14 protein-coding genes are annotated in these 14350 nt (G+C 70.9%); 9 read left to right on the top strand and 5 right to left on the bottom strand.

Annotated features, from left to right (window positions below; genetic code table 11):
• Positions 1–97 precede the first annotated feature (97 nt).
• Positions 98–1087: a hypothetical protein gene (locus OG595_RS23010; RefSeq protein ID WP_329274929.1), complete on the top strand. Its 990-nt coding sequence runs from the start codon at positions 98–100 to the stop codon at positions 1085–1087.
• A gap of 117 nt (positions 1088–1204) precedes the next feature.
• On the top strand, positions 1205–1837 hold the full coding sequence (locus OG595_RS23005; RefSeq protein WP_329274926.1) for a hypothetical protein: 633 nt from the start codon (positions 1205–1207) through the stop codon (positions 1835–1837).
• Positions 1838–1852: 15 nt separating this feature from the next.
• Here OG595_RS23005 and OG595_RS23000 read toward each other — a convergent pair whose 3' ends face one another.
• From OG595_RS23000 to OG595_RS22990, 3 genes are all read right to left on the bottom strand, one after another.
• Positions 1853–2512 carry a DUF5063 domain-containing protein gene (locus tag OG595_RS23000; protein ID WP_329274923.1) on the bottom strand — a complete coding sequence of 220 codons (660 nt, stop codon included), beginning with the start codon at positions 2510–2512 and terminating at the stop codon, positions 1853–1855.
• The gene (gene recR / locus OG595_RS22995; protein WP_329274921.1) at positions 2505–3104 is read right to left on the bottom strand and encodes a recombination mediator RecR; all 600 of its coding nucleotides are present in this window, start codon (positions 3102–3104) and stop codon (positions 2505–2507) included. The genes OG595_RS23000 and recR overlap by 8 nt, the downstream gene beginning before the upstream one ends.
• 146 nt (positions 3105–3250) lie before the next feature.
• On the bottom strand, positions 3251–3598 hold the full coding sequence (locus OG595_RS22990; protein ID WP_006373444.1) for a YbaB/EbfC family nucleoid-associated protein: 348 nt from the start codon (positions 3596–3598) through the stop codon (positions 3251–3253).
• A 339-nt stretch (positions 3599–3937) separates the two neighbouring features.
• Here OG595_RS22990 and OG595_RS22985 point away from each other — a divergent pair, with 339 nt between their 5' ends.
• Positions 3938–4711, top strand: a complete 774-nt coding sequence (locus OG595_RS22985) for an SLATT domain-containing protein (protein WP_329274919.1) — start codon at positions 3938–3940, stop codon at positions 4709–4711.
• A 255-nt stretch (positions 4712–4966) separates the two neighbouring features.
• Here the strand turns inward: OG595_RS22985 and OG595_RS22980 are convergent, their stop codons facing one another.
• A complete protein-coding gene (locus OG595_RS22980; RefSeq protein WP_329274917.1) occupies positions 4967–6793 on the bottom strand; it encodes a serine/threonine-protein kinase in 1827 nt (608 codons plus the stop codon).
• A 141-nt stretch (positions 6794–6934) separates the two neighbouring features.
• On the opposite strand from OG595_RS22980, the gene OG595_RS22975 reads away from it, so the two are divergent.
• The 4 genes from OG595_RS22975 to OG595_RS22960 all read left to right on the top strand — a co-directional run bounded on the left by OG595_RS22975 (position 6935) and on the right by OG595_RS22960 (position 12620).
• Positions 6935–8299, top strand: a complete 1365-nt coding sequence (locus OG595_RS22975; protein WP_329274914.1) for an aspartate aminotransferase family protein — start codon at positions 6935–6937, stop codon at positions 8297–8299.
• 118 nt (positions 8300–8417) lie between these two features.
• The gene (locus tag OG595_RS22970; protein ID WP_329274912.1) at positions 8418–9284 is read left to right on the top strand and encodes a GntR family transcriptional regulator; all 867 of its coding nucleotides are present in this window, start codon (positions 8418–8420) and stop codon (positions 9282–9284) included.
• Positions 9281–11716 carry a dolichyl-phosphate beta-glucosyltransferase gene (locus OG595_RS22965; protein ID WP_329274910.1) on the top strand — a complete coding sequence of 812 codons (2436 nt, stop codon included), beginning with the start codon at positions 9281–9283 and terminating at the stop codon, positions 11714–11716. The genes OG595_RS22970 and OG595_RS22965 overlap by 4 nt, the downstream gene beginning before the upstream one ends.
• A 253-nt stretch (positions 11717–11969) precedes the next feature.
• On the top strand, positions 11970–12620 hold the full coding sequence (locus tag OG595_RS22960) for a hypothetical protein (RefSeq protein WP_329274908.1): 651 nt from the start codon (positions 11970–11972) through the stop codon (positions 12618–12620).
• Positions 12621–12668: 48 nt separating this feature from the next.
• Here the strand turns inward: OG595_RS22960 and OG595_RS22955 are convergent, their stop codons facing one another.
• Positions 12669–12959: a hypothetical protein gene (locus OG595_RS22955; RefSeq protein WP_329274906.1), complete on the bottom strand. Its 291-nt coding sequence runs from the start codon at positions 12957–12959 to the stop codon at positions 12669–12671.
• Between the two features lie 147 nt (positions 12960–13106).
• On the opposite strand from OG595_RS22955, the gene OG595_RS22950 reads away from it, so the two are divergent.
• Together OG595_RS22950 and OG595_RS22945 are read left to right on the top strand one after the other, a co-directional pair.
• A complete protein-coding gene (locus OG595_RS22950; protein ID WP_329274903.1) occupies positions 13107–13535 on the top strand; it encodes a hypothetical protein in 429 nt (142 codons plus the stop codon).
• A complete protein-coding gene (locus tag OG595_RS22945) occupies positions 13532–14347 on the top strand; it encodes a pectate lyase (protein ID WP_329274901.1) in 816 nt (271 codons plus the stop codon). The genes OG595_RS22950 and OG595_RS22945 overlap by 4 nt, the downstream gene beginning before the upstream one ends.
• Positions 14348–14350: the final 3 nt, after the last annotated feature.

Here is a 14350-nt window from a genome sequence, read left to right as displayed (position 1 = left end):
CACCATCGGTCCGCCGGTCCTCCCCAGGACGCGCACAGTTGCCCCAGTACGGTGAGCCCGGTCCGCAAGCACCGTCCCGCAGAGGAGAAGCACCCGCATGACGTCCCGGCAGAAGCTGTTCACGCTCGGCATGACGACGACGGTGGCCGCCGCACTGGCGCTCACCGGATGCGACCCGGGCTCGCAGGACAGTGCCGACGGCGCCTCCGGGAGCTCCGCGGCGAAGGGTGCCGTCACCGAGGCCCAGGCGGCGAAGATCCTCGACACCTACGAGACGGTCAACAACAAGGCCAACGCCCAGCAGGACTCAGCCCTGTTGGGCACTGTCGAGGGCGGGCAGCTGTACGAGCAGAGCAAGGCCGACTACCGCCTCTTCGAGACCGAGTCGAAGGAGGACCAGGCCTCCTACCGGAAGCCGTTCCACTACACCGGCCGGAAGTACTGGATCCCCGCGGGCAAGGACTGGTTCGCGGTGACGACCAGGTCCAGCGCCTCGAAGGACGAGGCACTGCTGGTCTTCGGCAAGGAGTACGACGACTGGAAGCTGATGTCGGCCATCCACTCGGACGTACCGCTCCCGGCGATCGCGACCGACGACTCGGGCCTCGCCACCGCCGTCGACGCCGCCACCCGCGTCGGCACGCTCGCCCCGAACCAGATCTCGGCGGCGTTCGAGGACCTGTACGCGACCGGCGGCAAGAAGGCCGGCGCGGGCATCTCGCACACCACCGCGGTCGCGAAGGACGCGATCGAAACCCACGCGAAGCGCGACAGCGGCAAGAACGCGGAGTTCGCGACCAAGGTGTACGTCAGCACACCCACCGAGTTCGACACGGTCTACGCCCTGCGCCTTAAGGACGGCGGCGTGCTGGCCGTGCTGCCGACCGCGCACGCCTCGCAGTACGTGCTGAAGGCCGCCTACCGCGAGAACTACGACATCACCCCGACCGAGGTGGAGTCGGTCTTCAACGGCCGGGATCGCGACACCGTGGTGAACACCTACCAGGGCATGGCCCTGGCCACCCTCCCGAAGACGGGCAAGCCGTCGGTGACGGCCCGCGAGTACCGAATCGTGGACTCGCAGTAACGGCAACGGCGACAACACCTACGGACAAGGCGACCGACGACAGGCCACGCGAACGAACCCCGACGAACGCCGTCCCGCCCGCACCGAACGGCCTCCCTCCGGCCCTAAGGTCTCTCCATGGGTGATGTGCGGGTGGTGCTGATCGGGGGGACGTCGAACGTCGGGAAGTCGGCCGTCGCCCAAGTCGTGGCGGAGCGGCTGGGGTTCACCTGCCGGTCGACCGACGGGCTGGCGAGGCATCCGGGACGGCCGTGGCGTACGCCGGGGTGGGAAGTGCCGGAGCATGTCGCCGAGCACTATCGCTCGCTCACCGTCGAGGAGTTGGTCTCCTCGGTCCTGGGCCACTACGAACGGCTGTGGCCCCTGATCGAGGAGCTGATCGTCCGGCACGCGGCCGGGCCGGGCGGCCTGGTCCTTGAGGGGTCGGCCCTCTGGCCCGCCCGCGTCGCGGCGCTCACCGTCCCCCGTACGGCCGCCGTATGGCTCACGGCCGAGGACTCCGTCGTACGCGCCCGGGTGCACCGGGCCGGCCGCTACCCGCAGGCGACGCCCGAGGAACGGCAGTTGATGGACAAGTTCCTTGCCCGCAGCGCCCGTTACCAGTCCCTCATGCGCGCCGAGCTGGGCCTGGACCCGGCCCGGGTCGTGGACTCGGGTGCCGGACGGCCGGTGGAGGCGGTGGCCGACGCGGTCCTGCGCACCGTGGACGCGGGGGACGGGGGACGGAGAGTCGGTCCGCGAACTCCTTGACGGGCTGCCCGACGCCTACTTGACCGTGCGCAGCCCCAGCGGTTCCGCGATCTCCTCCTCCATCACCTTGCCGGCCTCCTCCGCCAGGGTCTCGTCGCCGAGTTCCTGGTCCGTGTCCAGGCCGTCCAGTTCCGCCAGGGGCTGGTTCAGGCGGACGTGCGCGACCAGGGACTGAAGCGCGCGCAGGGTCGCGGACGCCGTCGAGCCCCAGTTGGAGAAGTAGGAGAACTGCCACCACCACAGGGCCTCCGTGGTGCGGCCCGCGCGGTAGTGGGCCATGCCGTGACGGAGGTCGGCGATGACGTCGGCCAGGTCGTCGGAGATACGGGCCGGGACCGGGGCCTTGCGGGGCTCGTAGGGGTCGAAGACCTCCGAGTAGACGTCCACCGGGTCCAGCATCAGCGCCAGGCGTTCGCGGATGTCGTCCACGTCGGGTTCCGGGCCCATGTCGGGCTCGTAGCGCTCGTCCGGGAGGATGTCCTCGTGCGCGCCGAGGCGACCGCCCGCCAGCAGGAGCTGGGAGACCTCCAGGAGGAGGAAGGGCACCGCCGAGTCCGGCTCGTCGCCCTTCGCCACCTCCGTGACGGCCACCAGGAAGCTCTCCACCTGGTCGGCGATCTGGACCGCGAAGTCGTCGGGGTCCTGCGTCGTGTCGTGCAGTGTGGCGTCAGACATCTAGAAGTCGTCTCCCCTCGAAGGCGCGGCCAAGGGTCACCTCGTCCGCGTATTCCAGGTCGCCACCCACAGGGAGGCCGCTGGCCAGGCGGGTGACCTTGAGGCCCATGGGCTTGATCATGCGGGCGAGGTAGGTCGCGGTGGCCTCGCCCTCCAGGTTCGGGTCCGTGGCCAGGATCAGTTCCGTGATCGTGCCGTCCGCGAGGCGGGCCAGCAGTTCCCTGATCCGGAGGTCGTCCGGGCCCACCCCCTCGATCGGGCTGATCGCACCGCCCAGGACGTGGTACTTGCCCCGGAACTCACGCGTCCGCTCGACCGCCACGACGTCCTTGGGCTCCTCGACGACACAGATCACCGTCGTGTCCCGGCGCGGGTCGCGGCAGATGCCGCACAGCTCCTCCTGCGCGACGTTCCCGCAGGTCGCGCAGAAGCGGACCTTCGCCTTCACTTCGAGGAGGGCGTGCGCGAGGCGCCGTACGTCCGTCGGCTCCGCCTGGAGGATGTGGAAGGCGATCCGCTGCGCGCTCTTGGGACCGACGCCGGGGAGTCGCCCCAGTTCGTCGATGAGGTCCTGGACCACGCCTTCGTACAACGGACTGCCTTTCCTGGGTGCTGCGGTGCTTCGGTCCTGCGGTGCTTCGGGGCTTGCTTACACGGTTCCGCGCGGCCTGCTGTACGTACCGTAGTTGGCCGCCGCCCACCTGAGGAAGGCAGGACCGGGGGCGCACGGTGCGAACGTCAGAACGGCAGGCCCGGGATGCCGCTGCCGCCGCCGCCCAGACCCTGGGCCAGCGGGCCCAGTTTCTGCTGCTGAAGCTGCTGCGCGTTCTCGTTCGCCGCCTGTACGGCCGCCACGACCAGGTCGGCGAGGGTCTCCGTGTCTTCCGGGTCGACCGCCTTCGGGTCGATCTTGAGGGCCCGCAGTTCGCCGGCGCCCGTCACGGTCGCCTTGACCAGACCACCGCCCGCCTGCCCGTCGACCTCGGTCCGCGCCAGCTCCTCCTGCGCGTTCGCCAGGTCCTGCTGCATCTTCTGGGCCTGCTGGAGCAGCTGCTGCATGTTGGGCTGGCCACCACCGGGGATCACGATCAGCTCCTCGTCGTCCGTAGTCATGCGAAGTCGTGCGAAGTCATACGAATGCGAAGTCGCGCGTAGGCATGCGCGCGAATTCGGCGTTCGGCACGAGCCTACGTGGTCGGCCCTGCCGTCGCTCCAGCACTCTTTCGAGTGAGCCGGTCCTGTGGCCTATACCTGATCAAGGGCTTCTTCCGAGCGGAAAAGAAGTGAAAGCCCGGTCACCGCCACCCATTGGGCGGTAGGAAGGAGGCGGCGCGACAGCTTTACACCAGCATCAGACGTCACGCGGGCGTCTTACGGTGTCACGCACTGTGATGTGGTCAGTCTGCTCAGCTAAGGGAGTGCCGGGTGAGCCAGCCGGAGATGCAGCCCGAGGGGCCGCCGCAGAGACCGCCCCACGACGGGCGGAGCGAGGGTCGCCCCGAGCTGGGCTTCGCCGGGCTGCGGCCCGGGGACCTCACCGGCCGGCCCTTCCCCCTCGGCGACTGGGGCGAGCCCGCGCCGCGCCTCGACGAGCTGTACCGGTGGGTGGAGCAGGGGGCCCTGGAGACGGCGGCCTGGTATCTCGCCGACCGCGTCTGGAAACGGCGCGGAGCCAGGGCACTGCGTACGGGCGCCGCGCTCGGGGCGGTCTCCGGGGCCGCGCTGCCGCTGCTCGATCTCACCGGGGTGATGGGCGGGGTCGCCCCCTGGGGGTATCTGGCGATGCTCGTCGCGGTGGCGTGTGTGGCCGCCGACCGGTTCTTCGGGGTCACCTCGGGCTGGATAAGGGACGTCGCCACCGCACAGGCCGTGCAGCGGCGGCTTCAGGTGCTGCAGTTCGACTGGGCGTCGGAGAGCGTGCGGGAGGTCCTGGGCCCGACGGAGGGGACGGCCGGCGAGGCCGCCGACCGGTGTCTCGGGGTGCTGCGGAGGTTCTCGGAGGACGTCACGGAGCTGGTCCGGGCGGAGACGGCGGACTGGATGGTGGAGTTCCGGACGGGGTCAGCGCCGCTGGGCATCCAGTCGGCGGGGATGGGGGTGCCCCGACAGGACGCGACGGTGCACCAGGGGCGCTTCGGGGTCGCCGCACCGGGCGCCCGCCCGAACATGCCCCGGCAGAGGCCGCCGGAGGCGCGCTGAGGCAGGTGGCTCCGGCCGAGGAAACCCCGCCAGGGAGTCCCTGACGGGGTTCCGGCGTGACCGGCCTGCCGGGATCACCGCTCGGGATGCCGCCTTGGCGGCGTCGGCCGCGTCCTGGTAGGCGGTCTTCGTGTCGCCCGTCACCTGTCGCCCGCCGCCTGTTCGGCGAGGTTCCTGGCCGGTGAAACCGCGCACACGGGGGTCCGATATCGGCCATGAATTGACCGGAAGTCGGCACCTTGCGGACCCCGGAGTTCAGTTCTCCCTCTCGTACGTCAGCTCTCCGCCGTTGTCCTCCGTCGCCCGCTGCAATGTGCCGCCGTCCTTGCTCAGGGTGAGGGTCGAGGCGGCGCCCGGGGTGCAGGCGGAGGGCGGTTCACCGGTGGTGACCTGGGAGGGGGAGATCCTCAACGCAGCGCCCTTGGCGGGCTGTTCGGCCAGGGTGGCGACGAAGACGCAGTGGTAGGTACCCGATTGCCCCGATTGCGTGGGGCCGTCGGCGACCAGTGTCAGCACCCTGTCGCCCACCCCGCCCTGCCTAATGGTCAGCCGCCGCGTGTTGTGGCCCGTGGAGTTGTCGATCGAGGCGGTCCAGGTGCCGAGGAAGCCGGACGGTACGGCACCGGCCTGCTGCGAGGTCGGTGTGGGGCTCGGGGGCGTGACCGGGGTGTCGGCGTCGCCGTTCAGCAGGGCCACTATGGACGCGCCGGCTCCGAGGGCGACGACCAGCGCGGCGACGCCGAGCGCCAGCGACAGTCGGGACCTCCTGCTCCGCGCCTGCACCCGTGCCGCGCGCACGGTGCAGGAATCGCCGCTGCCGGGGGTCGACACGCTCCAGGCCGCGGGCACGACAGGCTCGTCGAGCGCCGGGTCCCCGGGCCAGACAGGGGGCCGCCGGCTTTCACCGGGGGTGGCGGCGAAGGGCTGCGGGTGGTGCTGGGGGTGGCCGTGGCCGGGATGGACGGGCTGCTGTCCGGCGGGCGGGGCATGCTCGGGCGTGCCACCCGGCGCTTCCCGGTCCCACGGTTGCGGGTCCCGCTCTTCCCGGTTCCGTACTTCCCGGTCCCACGCTTCCCGGTCCCGCTCCTGCGCGGTGCCCTCCGGCCCTGTTCCCGTCTCAGCCCTTGTCTCAGCCCCTGCCCTCTCCCCTGCCTCCGGCTCCATCTCAAGCAACTCCACCGCGTGCCGCCCCAGTCGGGCGACCAGCGTGCCCGGCAGCCAGGTGTCCTGATCGTGGCCGTCGGTGCCGGCCGCGAGGGCGTTCGCCGGCATGCTCGTACGTTCCACTATCTGTTCCGGTGTGGGCCGCTGGGCCGGGTCCTTGTGGAGGCAGTCGCGGACGAGGGCGAGCAGGCTCTCCGGGACGCCCGTCAGGTCGGGTTCCTCCTGGGCGATGCGGAACATCATGGCGTGGGCCCCGCTGCCGGCCGCGCCGAACGGCAGGGCGCCCGTACCGGCGTACGCGAGGACGGAACCGAGGCAGAAGACGTCGGCCGCGGCGGTGACCCGGTCGCCCCGCACCTGCTCGGGTGCCATGAACCCGGGTGAGCCGACGAGCGCGCCCGCGCGGGTGAGGCCGCCCTCCGTCAGGGTCTCCAGGGCGCGGGCGATACCGAAGTCGATGACCCGGGGCCCGTCGATGGTGACCAGGACGTTGGACGGCTTGAGGTCGCGGTGGACGATCCCGGCGGTGTGGATGTCGTGGAGGGCGTGCGCGAGCCCGGCGGCGAGGACACGCACCGAGTGCTCGGGCAGCGGCCCGTGGTCGTGCCCGACGACCTGCGCGAGGCTCGGCCCGGCGACGTACCCGGTGGCGACCCAGGGGACGGCGGCCTCGGTGTCGGCGTCGAGGACGGGCGCCGTCCAGCGACCCCCGACGCGCCGCGCGGCGGCGACCTCCTGGCGGAACCGGTCGCGGAACTCGTCCTGCTCGGCCAGCTCGCGCCGGACGAGCTTGACGGCGACGGTACGTCCCCGCTCGGACCGCGCGACATACACATGCCCCATGCCGCCCGCACCGAGCCGCGCGACCAGCCGGTACGCCCCGATCCGCACCGGATCCCCGTCCCGGAGCTTCTCCATGCCCGTGCCGCCTCCCCGTCTCCCCTCCCCCGCACCCCCCTACTTTCCCATCAGGACACGCGACAACCTGTCGCGTAAAGCGCCGGACCGCAGACAGGACGCCGATATCCCGCCGCCTCCCCGGCCACCTACGCTCCCCGCATGACCCCTCAGCCCAACCCCCAGGCCGGTGCGGCCGTGAAGGCCGCCGATCGCGCGCACGTGTTCCACTCCTGGTCGGCGCAGGATCTCATCGACCCACTCGCCGTCGCCGGTGCCGAAGGGGCGTACTTCTGGGACTACGACGGCAGGCGCTACCTGGACTTCACCAGTGGGCTGGTCTTCACGAACATCGGCTACCAGCACCCGAAGGTCGTCGCGGCCATCCAGGAGCAGGCCGGGCGGATGACGACGTTCGCGCCCGCGTTCGCCGTCGAGGCGCGGTCGGAGGCGGCCCGGCTCATCGCGCAGCGGACCCCGGGCGATCTCGACAAGATCTTCTTCACCAACGGTGGCGCCGACGCCGTCGAGCACGCCGTGCGCATGGCCCGGCTGCACACCGGTCGCCCCAAGGTGCTGTCCGCCTACCGCTCCTACCACGGCGGCACCCAGCAGGCCGTGAACATCACCGGCGACCCCCGCCGCTGGCCCTCCGACAACGGCACCGCCGGTGTCGTGCACTTCTGGGCCCCCTATCTCTACCGGTCCCGGTTCTACGCCGAGACGGAGGAGCAGGAGTGCGCGCGGGCGCTTCAGCACCTTGAGGACACCATCACCTTCGAGGGTCCTGCCACGATCGCCGCGATCATCCTGGAGACCGTCCCCGGCACCGCCGGCATCATGATCCCGCCGCCCGGCTATCTCGCGGGGGTGCGCGCGCTCTGCGACCAGTACGGGATCGTGTTCGTCCTGGACGAGGTCATGGCCGGGTTCGGGCGCACCGGTGAGTGGTTCGCCGCCGACCTGTTCGACGTCGTGCCCGACCTGATGACCTTCGCCAAGGGCGTCAACTCCGGCTATGTGCCGCTGGGCGGCGTGGCGATCTCCGGCGCCATCGCCGAGACGTTCGCCACCCGCCCCTACCCCGGCGGCCTCACCTACTCCGGGCACCCCCTCGCCTGTGCCGCCGCCGTCGCCACGCTGACCGTGATGGCGGAGGAGGACATCGTCGGGCAGGCCGCCCGTACCGGCGAGAACATCATCGGACCGGCGCTCAGGGAGCTGGCCACCCGGCATCCGAGCGTCGGCGAGGTCCGCGGCACCGGTGTCTTCTGGGCCCTGGACCTCGTACGGAACAAGGAGACCCGGGAGCCGCTGGTCCCGTACAACGCCGCCGGGGAGGCCAACGCCCCGATGGCCGCGTTCGGCGCCGCCGCGAAGGCGAACGGGCTGTGGCCGTTCGTCAACATGAACCGCACTCATGTCGTCCCGCCCTGCAACGTGACGGAGGCCGAGGTCAAGGAAGGGCTCGCCGCCCTCGACGCGGCCCTGACGGTCGCCGACGAGTACACGGAGTCCGCCGGATAGGACAAGAAAGTGGTCAAGCGCACGGGAAACTCTCCCCGGAACCCGAACGCGTAAGGTGACGTGCTCGTAGTCATATGCGAGTACACATCCACACGCGCGAAGGGGGAGGTCCCCGACCATGCCCGCCAGCAGCGGCAACGGCGCCGTGACCCGCAGCACCCTGCGTCAGCAGATCGCGGCCGCGCTCCGCGACGAGGTGCTGGCCGGCCGTCTCCAGCCGGGTCAGGAGTTCACGGTCAAGGAGATCGCCGAGCAGTACGGCGTCTCCGCGACGCCCGTCCGCGAAGCCCTGGTCGACCTGTCGGCCCAGGGCCTGCTGGAGGCGGACCAGCATCGCGGCTTCCGCGTGCACGAGTACTCGCCGGCCGACTTCCGGGGCATGATCGAGGCCCGCGGTCTGGTCACCGACGGCATGTTCCACGGTCTGGCGAAGGGCCTGGCGACCGGTGCGGCCGGCGGCTCGGCGGGCGGTCGGGCGGACGGCCGGGTGAGTGGCTTCGCCGTCGACAGCCCGGGTCCGCGCGGCTTCTTCGTCCGCGTCGGCGACCCCCGTGCCGCCGCCGCCCTCGCCGGTGTCCGCCGCCGGGGCGAGGAGGCGCGGCGCGCCGCCACCGCCGGTGAGCTGAACATTCTCATCGGCTACGACCTGCGCTTCTGGCGCGAACTGGGCGCCCTGTTCGGCAACCAGTACCTCACCGACTTCCTGCACCGGCTGCGCGTGCAGTCCTGGGTGTGCGCGGTGCAGCACCTGCGCCGGCTGAGCGACCTGCGCGGTCACCTGTGGTCCCGGTACACGGAGGTCGTCGACGCGCTGACCCTCCGCGACCTCGCCGGGGCACACCGGATGGTCGACGACTACGACCTGCACTCCCTCGCCCTGATAGAGGGGCTCGCCGTCCTCGCCTCCGACGGAGGCGAGGACAAGGACAAGGAGAAGGACGACGGGGTCACCGCACCGGCCGGGAACGGGGGCACCCTCGGATGAGCGCGCCCACCCGTACGACCGGCACCCTCGACCTGACCGTCGTCGTCCCCGCCTACAACGAGGAGGAGCGGCTGGGCCCCACCCTCGCCGCGATCACCGGTCACCTCCGGGAGAACGAGAGCCGCTGGGGCGACTGGGAGGTGGTGGTCGTCGACGACGGTTCCACCGACGGCACCCGGGACATCGTCACCGGCCTCGCCGACCCCCGGGTCCAGCTCGTCACCAGCCCGCGCAACCGGGGCAAGGGCAACGCCCTGCGCCTCGGGGTGGCCGCCTCGCGCGGCGCCCGTGTCCTGGTCACGGATGCCGACCTGGCCGCGCCCATAGAGGAACTCGACGTGCTGGACGAGGCTCTCACCGAGGGGCACGCGGCGGCGATCGGCTCCCGTTCCGTCCCCGGCTCGACGATCGAGCACCATCAGCACCGGGTGCGTGAACTCCTCGGCCGGGCCGGCAACCTCCTGATACGCCGGGTCGCGGTCCCCGGCATACGGGACACCCAGTGCGGCTTCAAACTGTTCGACGGGGAGCGCGCCCGTACGGCGTTCGCCGCGTCCCGGCTCAACGGCTGGGGCATCGACGTCGAGGTCCTCCAGCACTTCCGCCGCGCGGACTGGCCGGTCGCCGAGATACCGGTCCGCTGGGCCCACCAGTCCGGCTCGAAGGTACGCCCGCTGGACTACGCCCGCGTCCTCGCCGAACTGACGGCCCTCAAGGCACGCGCGATCCGCCCGGCCGACCTCCTCGCGGTCACCCTGTTCCTCCTCATGGCGGTCGCCCTGTACGCGGGCCGCTGGCTCGACCCGGCGGGCCGCTACCTCCCCGACTCCCTCCAGGACCAGAACCAGTGGGAGTGGTTCTTCGCGGTGACGGCCGACAACATCAGCCACTTCCGCAACCCGCTCTTCACCGACCTCCAGGGCTTCCCCGACGGCGTGAACCTCATGGCCAACACGGTCATGCTCGGCCTCTCCGTCCCCTTCGCACCGATCACGCTCCTGGCGGGCCCGGCGGTCTCCCTCGCCCTGGTGATGACCCTGGGCCTCGCCGCGACCGCCACGGCCTGGTACTGGCTGATCGTGAAACGGGTCGTACGGCAACGGGGTGCGGCCTTCGCCGGCGCGGCCCTGGCGGCCTTCGCGCCCCCGATGGTCAGCCACGCCAACGCGCACCCGAACTTCGTCATCCTCTTCATGATGCCGCTGATCATCGACCGCGCCCTGCGGCTGTGCGAGGGCGAGCGGGTCCGCCGCGACGGCGTGGTCCTGGGCCTGATGGCGGCGTACCAGATCTTCCTCGGCGAGGAGCCGCTCCTGCTGGCGGCGATGGGGATGGTGCTGTTCGCCCTCGCCTACGCCGCCGTACGCCGGGACGTGGCGAAGGCCGCCTGGCGTCCGCTGCTGCGCGGCCTGCTGATCGGGGGCGCGGTCTGCCTCCCGATCGTCGCCTTCCCCCTCTACTGGCAGTTCGCCGGGCCGCAGAGCTACAAGAGCGTCCTGCACGGCGACAACGCGGGCAACAGCCCGCTCGCGCTGCTCTCCTTCGCCGAGCGCTCCCTCGTCGCGGGCAACGCGGAGAGGGCCGACGCGCTCTCCCTCAACCCCACCGAACAGAACGCCTTCTACGGCTGGCCGCTGGTCCTGCTGGCCTTCGCGATCGCCGTACGGATGTGGGAGCGCACGGCCGTGAAGGCGCTGGCCTTCACCGCGGTCGCCGCCGCCTTCCTGTCGCTGGGCCCCGAGTTCCGTATCCCGCTGTCCGACACCGTGCTGCCGGGTCCCTGGGCGCTGCTCGCGAAGAAGCCGCTGTTCGAGTCGGTGATCGAGGGCCGGGTCGCGATGATCTGCGCGCCCGCGCTGGGCATGCTCCTGGCCATCGCGCTGGAGCGGCTGGCGGCCACCCGCAACCTGACCGCGCAGTACTTCGGCACGCTGGCCGTCCTCCTCGCCGTGCTGCCGATCGTCCCGGCCCCGCTGAAGACGGTGGAACGCACGGCCGTGCCCCCCTTCATCGCGGACGGCATGTGGAAGTCGTACGTCGGCAAGGGCGAGTCGCTCGTCCCGGTGCCGCTGCCCGATCCCGGCAACGCGGAGGCGCTGCACTGGCAGACGGCGGCGGACTTCGGCTTCAAGCTGCCGGGTGGATACTTCAACGGGCCGTACGGCGACGAGCGCGTCGGCATCTACGGCGCCGCACCCCGCTTCACCTCCAACATGCTGCGGGACGTGCGCTACACGGGCGTCGCGCCGACGATCGGCGTCAACTGGCGGGCGCAGGCCAAGAAGGACTTCGCGTTCTGGAAGGCGGGCGTGCTGGTGCTGGCCCCCCAGGGCAACGACGGGGTGCTGCGCGAGACGCTGGAGCAGTTGACGGGCGAGAAGGGTAAGTGGACGGGCGGGGTGTGGGTATGGGACCTGCACGACGGGTCGTGAACCTCCGGAGCGCCCGGAGGCCTCGGAGCCCCCGGGGCTTCCGGGAAGAACGGCCGGTCGCGATCAGCCCCTGAGTCCCCGACCGATCCCGACCCCGGCCCGTCCCGACCCGGCCCGTCCCGTTCCTGACCTGTTCCTTTCGGTGTCTGGCCCGTCACACGGGGGTCCGACCCGCCCGCCACCCACTACGCTTCCCTGACTGCTCTGCCCACGGTGCCTGACCACCGCCTGCGACGATGCGAGGAGTTCTCCTTTGGCCTGTGACCTGTGGCTGGTCCCACTCGTCGACGTGCTGTGTCACACCCCCGACAACCCCTTCGCCGACGAACTCGCTCTCTACGACAAGGTGCTGGGCGAGGCGGGACTGCCTCCGGTGCCGGTGTACGCGTACATGCCGGGGCTGTCCGGCGACGTGGCCCCGATCGCGGGTTTCGACTACGACGCGCTCCACTTCCTGCGCCGCGCGTATCTCCTCCAGGTGTGCGGGCTGCCGGTGACGCCGGTGGACGAACTGGGCGGTGACTACGAGCAGTTGCTGGAGATGTTCGAGACGACCGCCCAGCAGTCGCACCTGGTCTGGCACTACGACCACGCGGGCGCCTACGTCCCGGTGGACTTCCCGCACCCTCTTTCGAGCGACGAACTCCTGGCGGGGGGCGGCCCGTTGGGCTCGTCCCAAACCCTGCTGAGGGAGCTGGAGTTCGTGGCCCCCTCGATCGGCATCGACCCGGCGAACCCGCCCTTGGCCCCGGCCCCGCCCATGACCCCCACGTCACTGGAGGAACCGGCGGCACCCGCCCCGCACGACTCCAGTCCGTTCGCCCGGGAACGGCACGTGTGGCTGGGGCTGAACGCGGCGGCGACACGGAGCCTGGCCCAGGGGTCGATGATCGTCTTCAGCTGAACGCGGGCGCCCGCGTGGGCATGGGCGCGGGCACACGCGGCGGCACGCTCACCGGATCCGGGAGAGACCCTTCTGCAGGTCGTCGGCGTTCATGACGGGGGTGAACGACACCTTGGCGCCGAAGTGGGTGAAGAACGGTTCCGCGATGGGCGGGATCTGCGAGGAGTCCTCCAGGTCGATGACCATCCAGCAGGTCCGGCAACCGTCCTCCGGGCCGAAGTACGCGGCCTCCGGCCTGAGGTGGTCCAGGGTCTCCTTCAACAGCTCCGGCAGCTTGCCGCTGCGTATGCCCTCGTTGCCCTTCTCCGTGTCGAACTGCGCCTTGAGCAGAACGCGCATGGCACTCACCTTCTCCTGATCGACGCACGGGTACGCAGTCGTACGCACTCGCACCAAATCAGGATATGCCCGGCATCGATGCTTGGCGTACGCACGTTCGGCCCACCCGACATGCACAAAACGTGACTACACGATCACGATGCGTGCATGAACCAACGCATACGCACCCTGGTGCCCCTCACCGCTTTCGCGGCGTCGGCCATGGTGTCCCTGCTGCCGGGCACGGCCACGGCGCAGGCGGCCCCCACCACCACCATGGTCAAGCTCCCGGCCGGCTACTGCTGTCAGGAACTCGCGCCGGCCGGCGACAGCCATCTCGCCCATGTCCTCGCCGAGGCGGACCTGACCGTCCCGGCGGACGTCTCCGTCGGCATCAACTGCCACCCGAGCAACTTCACGCCCGAGGAGCACGTCGAGGAGTGCGATCCCGGCGTCGCCGTGGAGTGCGTCGCCGACGCCCACGCGGGCCGGTACGGGCTGGTCGCGCTGGGCTGTGTCCCCGCGGGCTCCACCCACGCCATCGACCTCCACCGCGCGGCCGACACACGCACGGGACGGACGGTGACGACGTCATGAACGTGAACAGGACCAAGTACAAGAACGTGAACGTGAGCCGGATCCGCACCCTTCTCGGCGCCGGCCTCACCCTGGCGGTCGCCCTCACCCTCACCGCCGGGCCTTCGCCCGCATCCGCCGCGAGCTGGCCGGCCGCGAAGCGCACCCAGAAGGTGACCGCGACCATCAAGGTCCCCGCCGGCACCAAGAACTACGACTTCACCCGCTTCGTCGGCAGCGGCGCCCTCGGCGGCGGCGACCAGACCGAGAACCAGCCGCCCATCCTGGAACTCGCGGACGGCGCCACGATCTCCAACGTGATCATCGGGGCCCCGGCCGCCGACGGCATCCACTGCCGGGGCACCTGCACCATCAAGAACGTCTGGTGGGAGGACGTCGGCGAGGACGCGGCCACGTTCAAGGGCACGCGCGCCAACCAGACGATGACGATCGACGGCGGCGGCGCGCGCAAGGCGGCCGACAAGGTGTTCCAGCACAACGGCCCCGGCACGTTCGTCATCAAGAACTTCGAGGTCGAGAACTTCGGCAAGCTGTACCGCTCCTGTGGCGTCTGCAAGACCCAGTACCAGCGCAACGTGGTCGTCGACAACGTGACGATCAAGGCCCCCGGCCTGGACGTCGTCGGCATCAACGCCACGCCGTACGGCGACACGGCCAAGCTGACGCGCGTCACCGTCGTCGGCGACGCGGCACGGAAGATCGTGATCTGCCAGAAGTTCCGCGGGACGACCGTCGGCGAGCCCACGAAGACGGGCTCGGGTCCGGACGGCAGGAACTGCGTCTACCGCACGTCCGACGTCACCTACAAGTAGCGG

Source organism: Streptomyces sp. NBC_01451, from assembly GCF_036227485.1.
GTDB lineage: Bacteria > Actinomycetota > Actinomycetes > Streptomycetales > Streptomycetaceae > Streptomyces.
The sequence above is the reverse complement of the archived record's forward strand: the minus strand, read 5'-3'. Positions and strand labels throughout refer to the sequence as shown.